General features: G+C 65.5%; 10 protein-coding genes and 1 pseudogene. 2 read left to right on the forward strand and 9 right to left on the reverse strand.

All coding sequences use genetic code 11. The annotated features are described in order from the left end of the window. A pseudogene (locus IC66_RS0123510) lies at positions 1-1,096 on the forward strand (putative bifunctional diguanylate cyclase/phosphodiesterase); the annotation flags it as partial. Positions 1,097-1,107: 11 nt separating this feature from the next. On the opposite strand, the gene IC66_RS0123515 reads toward IC66_RS0123510, so the two are convergent. Genes IC66_RS0123515 through IC66_RS0123550 form a run of 8 tightly spaced genes read right to left on the reverse strand, consistent with a single transcriptional unit; the run spans position 1,108 to position 9,472 of the window. Continuing rightward, positions 1,108-1,827, reverse strand: coding sequence for an ABC transporter ATP-binding protein (locus tag IC66_RS0123515; RefSeq protein WP_038973420.1), 720 nt, complete (start codon positions 1,825-1,827; stop codon positions 1,108-1,110). Continuing rightward, complete coding sequence (locus tag IC66_RS0123520; protein ID WP_038949237.1) at positions 1,820-2,575, reverse strand: ABC transporter ATP-binding protein; 756 nt, start codon at positions 2,573-2,575, stop codon at positions 1,820-1,822. Before IC66_RS0123520 ends, IC66_RS0123515 begins: the two co-directional genes overlap by 8 nt. Further along, positions 2,572-3,570: a branched-chain amino acid ABC transporter permease gene (locus IC66_RS0123525; RefSeq protein WP_038949238.1), complete on the reverse strand. Its 999-nt coding sequence runs from the start codon at positions 3,568-3,570 to the stop codon at positions 2,572-2,574. The genes IC66_RS0123520 and IC66_RS0123525 overlap by 4 nt, the downstream gene beginning before the upstream one ends. Next, entirely contained in the window at positions 3,567-4,442 is an 876-nt protein-coding gene (locus IC66_RS0123530; protein WP_028142726.1) for a branched-chain amino acid ABC transporter permease, read from the reverse strand. The genes IC66_RS0123525 and IC66_RS0123530 overlap by 4 nt, the downstream gene beginning before the upstream one ends. Before the next feature lie 11 nt (positions 4,443-4,453). Next, positions 4,454-5,695 carry an ABC transporter substrate-binding protein gene (locus IC66_RS0123535; RefSeq protein ID WP_038949239.1) on the reverse strand — a complete coding sequence of 414 codons (1,242 nt, stop codon included), beginning with the start codon at positions 5,693-5,695 and terminating at the stop codon, positions 4,454-4,456. 23 nt (positions 5,696-5,718) lie between these two features. Then, on the reverse strand, positions 5,719-8,094 hold the full coding sequence (locus IC66_RS0123540) for a xanthine dehydrogenase family protein molybdopterin-binding subunit (RefSeq protein WP_038949241.1): 2,376 nt from the start codon (positions 8,092-8,094) through the stop codon (positions 5,719-5,721). Further along, complete coding sequence (locus tag IC66_RS0123545; protein ID WP_038949242.1) at positions 8,091-8,615, reverse strand: (2Fe-2S)-binding protein; 525 nt, start codon at positions 8,613-8,615, stop codon at positions 8,091-8,093. Before IC66_RS0123545 ends, IC66_RS0123540 begins: the two co-directional genes overlap by 4 nt. Beyond that, positions 8,612-9,472, reverse strand: coding sequence for an FAD binding domain-containing protein (locus IC66_RS0123550; protein WP_038949243.1), 861 nt, complete (start codon positions 9,470-9,472; stop codon positions 8,612-8,614). Before IC66_RS0123550 ends, IC66_RS0123545 begins: the two co-directional genes overlap by 4 nt. A 254-nt stretch (positions 9,473-9,726) precedes the next feature. Between IC66_RS0123550 and IC66_RS0123555 the strand changes: the two genes are divergently transcribed. Continuing rightward, on the forward strand, positions 9,727-10,347 hold the full coding sequence (locus IC66_RS0123555; protein ID WP_038949244.1) for a TetR/AcrR family transcriptional regulator: 621 nt from the start codon (positions 9,727-9,729) through the stop codon (positions 10,345-10,347). Here the strand turns inward: IC66_RS0123555 and hutU are convergent. Then, positions 10,348-11,482: urocanate hydratase (gene hutU / locus IC66_RS0123560; protein WP_038949245.1), on the reverse strand; the 1,135-nt coding region annotated here is incomplete at its 5' end. It lies immediately after the preceding gene.

The raw sequence follows: 11,482 nt of genomic DNA on the forward strand, positions 1-11,482 counted from the left end.
GGCCCGCAACGGGTGGAGTTCGCCCGGCTCGGCGGCGACGAGTTTGGCCTCGTCGTCTGCGGCGATCCCGACGATGCCGATCTGGCACGGCTCGGCGAACGCATCGGCGGGCAGGTCAAGCTGCCTTACCAGCTCGACACCGCGCACACCGGCCTGTCCTGCTCGATCGGGTTTGCGCTGTTTCCGGACTCCGCGACGACATCGGAAGCTCTCTATGAATGCGCCGACTATTCGCTCTATCATGCCAAGCGCCAACTGCGCGGACGCACCGTGATCTTCTCGGGCGAGCTCGAGGCCGAGATCCGCAGCCGCGGCGTGATCGAGAATTTGCTGCGCACCTCCGATTTTGGCGCCGAGATGGAGCTGGTGTTCCAGCCGATCGTCGATGCCATGAGCGAGCACACTGCGGGTTTCGAGACGCTGGCGCGCTGGCGCAGCCCGCGTCTCGGCTGGGGTTCCCCCGCCGATTTCATTCCGGCGGCCGAGCACATCGGCCTGATCCGCCCACTGACGCAGACGCTGCTGGCGCGGGCGCTCGCGACGGCCAAGTCCTGGCCCGACGACATCCGCCTGTCGTTCAACCTGTCCGCCCACGACGTCTGTGCCGCCGAAGGCATCCTGCCGCTGATCTCCATCATCGAGAAGAGCGGCCTGTCGCCGCGTCGGATCGACTTCGAGATCACCGAGACCGCCGTCACCTTCGATTTCGTGCGCGCGCAGCAGTCCATCTCGACGCTGAAGGCGATGGGCTGCGGCATCTCGCTGGACGATTTCGGCACCGGCTATTCCTCGTTGAGCCACGTGCACCGGCTGCCGCTCGACAAATTCAAAGGTCGACCGCAGCTTCGTCGCCGACATCAACGAGAATCCGGTCAGTCACAAGATCATCAAGTCTTTGACGGGCCTCTGCGACGACATGGAGATCGCCTACGTCGTCGAGGGCGTCGAGACCCGCGCCCAGCTCGACACCCTGCGCCGGCTCGGCTGCGACTTCATCCAGGGCTATTATTTCGCAAGACCCATGTCAGCCGATGCGATCGGCGACTATCTCGCGAACGAACGCCAGCGCCTCGACGGCGCCAAGGTCGTGGCCTAGCGGGCTAAACGTCAGACCGCGCAGTAGCGTTCCTGGATGTCCTTGTCCGCGAGCAGCGCCGCCGCGCTGCTTTGATGCACGACCTCGCCCTGGTCGATGATCACGGCGCGGTCGGCCAGCCGCAGCGCCCATTCGACGTTCTGCTCGACCAGCAGCAATGTCTTGCCCTCGTCGCGCAGGCGACGGAACAGCACGCCCATCTCCTCGACGAGGACGGGCATGATGCCCTCCGAGGGCTCGTCCAGCAGGATCATCTTGGGCTTGCCGATCAGTGCGCGCGCGATCGCCAGCATCTGCTGCTCTCCACCGGAGAGCGTCACGCCCTCCTGGTCGAGGCGCTCCTTCAGGCGCGGAAAGGTCGCGGCGATTTCGTCGATCGCGGCCCGCTCCTCGATGCCGCTGCCGGCCGCGACGAGACCGAGCCGGAGGTTCTCGCGCACCGACAGCCCGGGAACGATGCGCCGCTCCTCGGGCACGTAAGCGAGGCCAAGGTGGAAGCGCTGATGGGCGCGCAACGGCAGGAGCTCCATGCCCGCAAAGCGCACGCGGCCGGTCGCCTTCGGCATGAGGCCCATCATGGTTCGCAAGGTCGTGGTCTTGCCGGCGCCGTTGCGACCGACGAGGGCAACCACCTCGCCCTCCTTCACGTGCAGCGAAATGCCGTGGAGGATGTGGCTCGCGCCATACCAGGCGTGGAGATCTTCGATTTCGAGCAGCGCTGTCTCAGCCATAACCTTCACTCTGTCCGAGATAGACCCGGCGGACTTCCGGATTGCTCCTGATCTCGTCCGGCGCGCCGTCCGCGAGCAGGCGGCCGTGGTGCAGCACCACGACGCGCTTGGACAGGCCCAGCACCATCTTCATCTTGTGCTCCACCAGCAGTACCGTGCGCTTGTCGGCGAGCCGTTCCAGCAGCGCGACCATGTCCTTGGTCTCTTCGGGACCCATGCCGGCGGTCGGCTCGTCGAGCAGCAGCAACTCGGGCTCGGAGACCAGCGCGATCGCGATCTCCAGCGCGCGCTGCTGGCCGTGCGAGAGGAACTTTGCAAATTCGCTTCGCCTGCCGAGAAGCCCCACCGCGTCGATTGCCGCATCGGCACGCGCATGCAATTCGGTCAGCCGCGCGCGATTCCGCCAGATGTCATAGCTCACGGTCAGCGCCTGGGCGGCGACGCGGACGTTCTCGTGCACCGACAGGTCCGGAAAGATGTTGGTGATCTGGTAGGACCGTGAAATGCCCTGGTGCACGAAGCGGTGCTGCGGCAGGCCGTTCAGCTCACGCCCCCGGAAATGCAGCTTGCCGGAGGTCGGCGTCAGTGCACCTGAGAGGATGTTGAAGAACGTGCTCTTGCCGGCACCGTTCGGCCCGATGATCGAGGTGAGCTGCCCCGCCGCAAAGGACAAGGTAATATCCTCGAGCGCGACAAAGCCGCCGAAGCGCTTGCCGATTCCCTCGGCGCGAAGCAGTTCGCCGCTCATCGCCGCGCCTTTCCGATGCGAAGGGCATCCAGCAGCGTGCCCCAGATGCCCTTGGGCAGGAACAGCACGAACAGCACGAAGATCGCGCCGACGAAGATCTGCCAATGCGGCGTCCAGAGCGAGATGACATCCTCCAGGATCAGGAAGCTCGCCGCGCCGACGAAGGGTCCGAAAAAGCTGCGGGCGCCGCCGAGCAGCACCATCATCACGATCATGCCCGAGGTCTGGTAGTGCAGGATGTCGAGCGGCACGATCGACAGATGCAGCGCCAGCATGCAACCGCCGAGCGAGGAGATCGCGCCCGACAGCATGAACACGACCAGCTTGCTGCGCTCCACGTCGTAGCCGCAGGCCCGCGCGCGCTGCTCGTTCTCGCGGATCGCCTCGATGACGGCCCCGAACGGCGAGTTCAAGATGCGCGACTGGAACCACATCGCCAGCGCCGCGAAGGCCATCAGCACGTAATATTTGTTGATGGGGTCGAGGAAATTGACCTGGAGGCCGAACAGGCTGATGCGGTCGACGGTGAAGCCGCGCAGGCCGTTCTCGCCGCCGGTGAAGGAGGACGCCTGGAGCGCGACGTAGTAGACGAGCTGCGCCAAAGCGAGCGTCACCATGGAGAAATAGATGCCGCGGGTGCGCGTCGAGACAATGCCGATCAGGGCCGCCAGGCAGGTGCTGAGACCCACGGCGAGCGCGACCGCGGCAAACCACGGCACGCCATAGCGGCCGATCGCAATGCCGGTAAAGTATGCACCCGCCCCGAAGAACGCGGCCTGCCCGAACGACAACAGCCCGGTGTAGCCGAACAGCAGATTGTAGCCCATCACCACGACACCGTAGATCAGGACGTTGACGGCCAGCGCCTTGGACGGCAGCAGCCAAGGCAATATCGCCAGCACGGCGATGGAGAGCAGCACGCGGTGGTCGAGAAGCCGGCCGAGCCCGCTCGGCGCAGGCTTGGCGAGAGCCTCGCCGCTCGAAGGGTGCGTCACGCCGTCCTCCCTCTCACGCCGAACAGGCCTTGCGGGCGGATCAGCAGCACCACCGCCATCAGCGCGAACATGACGATGGTCGCCATTTCAGGCGCGAACAGCGCCACCAGGCTGATGGAAATGCCGACCATGAGGCCGGCCACGACCGCGCCGACGATCGAGCCGAGACCGCCAATCACCGTGACGACAAAGGCTTCGGCCAGTACCAGCGAGCCCATCTCCGGATTGACGCTGCGCATGGGCCCGGCGAGCACGCCACCCAGCGCGGCGAGACCGACGCCGAGCCCGAAGATCGCAAGCCACACCCGGCCGATGTCGACACCGAGCACCTGCATGATGGTGGGATCGCGCGCACCTGCGCGCACGATCAGGCCGACACGGGTCTTCTCCAGCGTCAGCCAGAGCGCCAGCAGCACCACCGCCACCAGCGCGATGACGAACAGGCGGTAGCGGGGGAAGAAGCCGATGCCGAGATCGAGCACGCCGATCAGCTGCGGCGGGGTCGGAAACGGAATGCCGTCGCTGCCGAACACGATGCGCACGCCCTCGACCAGGACGTAGCTGAGGCCGAAGGTGAGCAGCAGCGGATCGTCGATCGAGCGTCCATACAGCCTGCGGATCAGCACGAACTCGATCAGCATGCCGAAAGCGCCGATCAGGATGGGCGCGAGCAGCAGCCCCCACCAGAAGCTTCCGGTGAGCGAGGCCAGATACAGCCCGGCATAGGCCCCGATCATGAACAGCGCGCCATGGGCGAAATTGACCACCCCGAGCATGCCGAACACGATCGTCAGTCCAAGCGCAGTGATCACCAGGACCGCCCCAAGGGCGATCCCGGAGAGAAGCTGCATGATGATCAGCGACAGGTCCATCGTCACAGGCTTCAGGTGGCGTGGCCGAGCTCGCTGCAGCTGCGCAGCATGTCGTCCGAGCCGGTGTCGTTGGCGAGAATGGCGAACAGATCGTTGTCGCCCGCCATGGCGGACTTCTTCTTGGACTCCAGCACCAGCACCGACTGAACCGACTGATGGTCGCATTTGCGGTAATGCTGCGGCCCCTTGGTCAGATCATATTGCAGCTTCTCGAGCGCATCGACCACCTTATCGGTGTCGGTGCCGCCGGCGGCCTGCATCGCAGCCAGCAACGATCCGACGCCGGAATAGCCATAGGCGCCGTAGTCGGTCGGGATCGCGCCGCCATTGGCAGCCTTGAACGCGGCATTGAAGGCGGCCGCCGACTTGCTCTGCGTCTCCAGGCCCCAATAATAGTTGGCGCCGCCGACGACGCCCTCGAACACGTCGGGGCCGACCGCGAGCCGCTGGTTGTGCAGGATGACGGGGACGACGATCTTCATCTGCTGCTTGACGCCGAAATCCACGGCCTGCTTGATCGCATTGGCCTGGTCGCGGCCGAAATTGGAGATGCAGAGCACGTCCGGCCGCATCGACATCAGGCGCGGCATGAAGGTCGAATAGTCGGCAGCACCGAACGGATGCAGGATCTCGCCGACATTGTCCGCACCGATCGCCGCCTGCGCGCGCTTGAAGCCGCGCAGCATCTCATGGCCATACGCATAATCGGCGACGAGATGGGCGACTTTCATACCCTTCTTCAGCGTCTGCCGCGCCACCGCGGCTGTCGTCATGTGTGGGTTCAGCGCTTCATGGAAGGTGTATTTGCTGAAATCCTTGGCTTCGTTGATGGTGTCCGACTGGCTGATCGAGACGTAGATCACGCCGCGGGCGCGGGTAACCTCGTTGACCGCGAGCTGCACGGCGCTGGAGAGCGCGCCGACCACGGCATGAACCTTGTCCTTCTCGATCAGCTCGAGCGTACGCGTCGCGGCCTCACCGGCGTTGAGCTTGTCGTCGCGCACCAGCAGCTCGACCTTGCGGCCGCCGATGCCGCCCTTGTCGTTGACGAGCTTCACCGCGAGCTCGGCGCATTTGACCTGATCGCGCGCTTCCGCCGCGAACGGGCCGGTCAGCGGCGTCGGAAAGCCGATGCGGATCGTCTCGTCCGCGGCGCGGCCGAGCCGGGGCATGGCAAGTAGCGCCGCGCCGGCCGAGAGGCCGGCGAGTGGGGTACGGCGAGTTATCTTCGACGTCGAACCGGATTTGGGCATGATTTCCTCCAATTGTCTTTTTTCTAGAAACGCTTCAGGGCTTTCAGGACTTTGGCAGGCGTGATCGGGATCGAATTGATCGTGGCACCAAACGGCGCGAGCGCGTCGTTGACCGCATTGAGCACGCAAGCCGACGCCGCCGCCGTGCCGGCCTCGCCGACCCCCTTGGCGCCGAGCTCGGTGTCGGCGGTCGGCGTCTCGACGTGGGCGATGACGATATCGGGCATCTCCATCGGCATCGGCACGAGGTAATCGGCGAGCGAGCCGTTCATGAGCTGACCGGTGTCGCTGTAGCGGCATTCCTCGAACAGCGCAGCACCCAGCCCCTGCACGATGCCGCCGCGGAGCTGTTCGTCGACCAGCATCGGATTGATGACGCGTCCGCAATCCTCGACGATAAAATGCTTCAGGAGCTTGATGAAACCGGTCTCGACATCGACCTCCAGCGAGCAGCCCTGGATGCCGTTGGTGAAGGCAAAGGGATAGCCCTGCGGCGCGAAATGATGGCTCACCGTGAGCTGCGCCTGCGTGCCCGGCGGCAGCGTATCGGAACGGAAATAGGCAATGCGTGCGATCTCGGAGATCGGCATCCGTTGGTTCCGCGTGCCTGCGTCGACGATTTCGCCATCGACGATGTCGAGCGCCGACGGTTGCTCCTGGAGGATCAGCGCGGCGATCTCCAGGATGTTGCGCTTGAGCGCGCGCGTCGCCTGCAGCGCGGTCTCGCCGCCGATGCCGGCGCCGCGGCAGGCCCAGGTCGCCCCGCCATGCGGCGTCACCTCGGTATCCCCGGTGATGACCTTGACGTGCTCCTGGGCAAGGCCGAGCTGGTCGGCCACGATCTGGCTGATGATCGCCTCGGTGCCCTGCCCCTGCTCGGTGACCGAGATCAGGCAGCGGACCTCGCCCGACGGCGTCAGGCTGAGAGTGGCGCCGTCCTGCGAGGAGATGCGCGCGCCGCCAACGCCATAGAACGCAGGGCTGGGATTGGTGATCTCGACGAAGGCGGCGATGCCGATGCCGCGATAGACGCCGCGCTTGCGCAAATCCGCCTGCTCGGCACGCAAGCCGTCGTAGTCCATCATCTCGTGCAGGCGCTTCAGGCACGCCTGATGCGACAGCGCCTCGAAGCGGTAGCCGGTCGGCGAGGTCTGCGGATAGGCATCGTCGGCGATCACGTTCCGCGCGCGGATGGCGAAGGGATCGAGGCCGAGCTTGCCTGCTGCCATGTCGACCAGCCGCTCGGTGACGGCGCAGGCGATGGGATGGCCGACGGCGCGATACTGGCTGGTCTGCACCTTGTTCTGGAAGATCACCTCCAGCGTGGCGCGGTAATTCTTGAAGCGATAGGGCGCGCCGATCAGGCGAATGACCTGGTTGCCCTCGACCACGCTGGTGCGCGGATAGGTCGAGAACGCGCCGATCGCGGTCAGATCCAGCACGTCCATCGCCAGGATCTCGCCCCTGGCATCGAGCGCCATGCGGGCGCGGACGCGGTGGTCGCGCGCGTGGATGTCGGAGACGAAGGACTCCATGCGATCGGCAACGTACTTCACGGGACGGCCGAGCAGGATCGAGAGACCGACCACCGCCATGTCCTCGTGATAGACATGCAGCTTCATCCCGAAGGAGCCGCCGATGTCCGTCGCGATGACGCGGACGCCCGCTTCCGGGATGCCGTAGTGGCGGGAGTAGAGATCCTGGAACTGGTACGGCGTCTGCGTGCCGTGATGCACGGTGAGCGTGCCCGCGGACGGATCGTAATCCGCAACGATGGCACGCGGCTCCAGCGTCACTGCGGTATGGCGGCCGAAGGAGAACTCCTCCTCCACCACATGGGCCGCATGCGCAAAGGCGTCATCGACAGCGCCGTTGTCGAGCTGGCTGCGGAAGCAGGTGTTGTTGGCGCTGCCGGGATTGACCAGCGGACCGCCGGCCTCGCGTGCGCCGTCGATGTCGACGACGACGGGAAGGTCCTCGTAGTCGACCTCGATCAGCTCCAGCGCATCTTCGGCGATCGTCCGGCTCTCGGCAACGACGGCGACCACCGCCTGTCCGGCCCAGACCACGCGATCGAGCGGCAGCGGCAATTGCGGTGCGGAGGTCATGCCCTTGAAATGATCGAGCGTGCCAGTCCAGGGCGTGCAGATCCTGGCGAGATCGGCGCCGGTGGCGACGAGATGCACGCCTTCGATTGCACGCGCCTGCTCGGTCTTGATCGCGACGATCTTCGCATGCGCATGCGGGCTACGCAGGAACGCGGCGAAGAGCATACGCGGCAGACGGAGGTCGCTGACATAACGTCCCCGCCCGGCCAACAGCCGCTTGGCGTTCGGCCGCGGCACGGAACGGCCGATATAGGAGTTGGGCCGATCGAGCGAGGTCAGCGGCGCGCTCATGCTGCGCCTCCGCGTGCGCTGCGCGCTTTGGCCACCGCGTCGATGGCATCGACGATCGCTTCATAGCCGGTGCAGCGGCAGTAATTGCCCGACAGCGCGTCGCGGATCTCGTCGCGGCTCGGCTGCGCCGTCTGCGAGAGCAGCTCGTTGGCGTTGATCAGCATGCCCGGCGTGCAAAAGCCGCATTGCAGCGCATTGCGGCGATGAAATTCGGCCTGGAGATCGGCGAGCAGGCCGCTCTCGCTGAGCCCCTCGATCGTGTCGATCCTGCCGCCATCAGCCTGCACCGCAAACATCAGGCAGGAATGCACGGCGCGGCCGTCGAGCTGCACCAGGCAGGCACCGCAAGCGCCCATCTCGCAGCCGGCATGCGTGCCCGTCAGCTCGAGCCTGTCGCGCAGGCAATCGACCAGCGTCTCGCGCGGCGCGACCTCGCAGGCGACCTTGCGTCCGTTGACGACGAGGCGGACTCGCACCGTCTCGTCCGCCTCGTTCAGCAGGCTGTCGTCGAAGCCGCTCATGCTCCCTCACCGAGACGTCCGAGCAGACGGCCAAGCAATACGCGGGCGAGATGCAGCCGCATCGCCGGCGGCACCTCGTCGCTCTCGGGCGGCGCGAGATCGCCTTCGAGCGCGCCTTGCGCGGAAGCGATGCATGCCGCATCCAGGCTCGCGCCGATCAAAATTGTTTCCGCCCCTTTGGCCCGTGTCGGCGTGTTGCCGACGGAGAAGAAGGAGATGCGGATGTCGTCAATGCGCTCCCCGGTGCAGGTCGCGAGGATGCCGCAACCGACCAGCGCGTAATCCCCGCGCCGCCGCGCCAGCTCGTCGAACGCAAAGCGCTGATCCGCCCTGAACAGCGGAACGTAGATCGCGGTGATCAGCTCGCCGGGCTGTAGCGCCGTCTCGAACAGGTCGATGAAGAAGTCGTCGGCCTTGACGCGCCGGCGGCCTGAGGGCCCGGCGATCTCGATCTCGGCATCCAGCGCCAAGGTCATCGCCGGAAATTCGGAGGCGGGGTCGGCCAGTGCGACGCTGCCGCCGAGCGTGCCGCGGTTGCGGATCGCGGGATGGGCGACGAACGGTGCCGCAGCGTGCAGCAGCGGCGCGAACTCGGCGATCAGCGGCTCGCTCAGCATTTCGCAGTGGCGCGTCAGCGCACCGATGCGCAAGCTGTCACCTTCACGCCTGACGCCGCACAGTTCGTCGATATGCGTAATGTCGATCAGCAGCCGCGGCGCCTGCAGCCGCAGCGACAGCGCCGGCACCAGGCTCTGGCCGCCGGCGATGAAACGCGCATCGTCCCCGGCGCGTGCGTGAGCATCCAGCGCCTGGTCGATCGTCGCAGCCCGAAAATAGCTGAAAGCCCGCGCCTTCACTGCCGTTTCCTCGATATCCATCGGCTCATCAGCCGGGATGCCAGATTTGTAACCATCTGGTCTCAAAATCCTGACACGGCTCCCGAGATCGGTCAACAGGAAATGACCATTTGGTCACAAAAGCACCTTGGGTTATGAAGACAGGGTTACGTTGATTCAGCGACGAGATGGCCCGAAGAGCGCAGAAAACTTTGAGGCGACCGGTCCGCAAGCGGACCGAGACAGGCAGCAAGTCCGCGCCAAAGCGTCGCAACATGCGCGCGGCCGACCGCGAGCGCGCGATCGTGGACGAGGCCATCCGCTTCTTCGCCGAGCGCGGCTTCGAGGGTCAGACCCGCGAGCTCGCCAAGCGCATGGGCATCACGCATTCGGCGATCTACCGCCACTTCCCGAGCAAGGAAGCGCTGATCGAGCGAGTCTACCAGGAGGTCTATCTCAGCCGCTGGTCGCCCGATTGGGGACCGATGATCCGCGACCGTTCGTTGTCACTCGAAGCAAGGCTCACACGCTTTTATCTCGACTATGTCGAACGCGTGTTCGAATACAATTGGGTACGGATCTTCGTGTTCTCCGGCATGAAGTCATTCGGCATCACCAGCCGCTATCTCGACATCGTCCGCCGCGAGATCATCGAACCGGCGGCGGCCGAACTGCGCCACGAGCTCAAACTGCCCGACTCGAAAGCTCACTCATTGGGTGAGCGCGAGACCGAGCTGTTCTGGGGCCTGCACGGCCGCATCTTCTATCTCGCCATCCGAAAATTCATCTACGAGACGCCGATCCCGCCCGATCTCGACGCCATCGTCCGGGACGCCGTCCAGACCTTCATGGATGGCGCGAAGACGACGATGCCGAAGCTGCTGGCGAGCAGCTAGCTACTTCGCAAGGCTCGGCAGATCGAGCCCCTTGTCACGGGCGCAGTCGATCGCGGTCTCGTAACCCGCGTCGGCATGGCGCATGACGCCGGTCGCCGGATCGTTCCAGAGCCCACGCTCGATCCGCTTGGCCGCTTCCGGCGTGCCGTCGGCCACGATCACCATGCCGGCATGCTGGGAATAGCCGATGCCGACGCCGCCGCCATGATGCAGCGACACCCAGGTCGCGCCACTGGCGCAATTGAGCAGCGCGTTCAGCAGAGGCCAGTCGGACACCGCGTCCGAGCCGTCCTTCATCGCTTCGGTCTCGCGGTTGGGGCTTGCCACCGAGCCGCTGTCGAGATGATCGCGGCCGATCACGATCGGCGCCTTGAGCTCGCCGCGTGCCACCATCTCGTTGAAGGCAAGGCCGAGGCGATGGCGGTCACCGAGGCCAACCCAGCAGATCCGAGCCGGCAGCCCCTGGAACTTGATGCGCTCCTTGGCCATGTCGAGCCAATTGTGCAGATGCTTGTCGTCGGGCATCTGCTCCTTCACCTTGGCGTCGGTCTTGAAGATGTCCTCGGGATCGCCCGACAGCGCAGCCCAGCGGAACGGCCCGACGCCGCGGCAGAACAGCGGGCGGATATAGGCCGGCACGAAGCCGGGAAAATCGAAGGCGTTCTTCAGGCCCATGTCCTGCGCCATCTGGCGGATGTTGTTGCCGTAATCGAGCGTCGGAATGCCCTGCGCATGGAAATCCAGCATCGCCTGGACATGCTCGACCATCGACGTCTTCGATGCACGCTCGACCCCCTTCGGATCGGAGCCGCGCTTGGCTTCCCACTCGGCGAGCGTCCAGCCCTTGGGCAAATACCCGTTGATCGGATCATGCGCGCTGGTCTGGTCGGTGACGATGTCGGGCTTGACGCCGCGGCGCACCAGCTCCGGGAAGATCTCCGCGGCATTGCCGAGCAGGCCGACCGAGATCGCCTTCTTCGTCTTGGCGGCCTCTACCATGATCGCCAGCGCCTCGTCGAGCGTTGCGGCCTGGCGATCGAGATAGCCGGTGCGCAGCCGCATCTCGATGCGGCTCGGCTGGCATTCCACCGCGAGCATCGAAGCGCCGGCCATGGTCGCGGCCAGCGGCTGGGGG

The sequence above is a fragment of the Bradyrhizobium genomosp. III genome (genome assembly GCF_000261705.1).
Lineage (GTDB): Bacteria > Pseudomonadota > Alphaproteobacteria > Rhizobiales > Xanthobacteraceae > Bradyrhizobium > Bradyrhizobium ottawaense.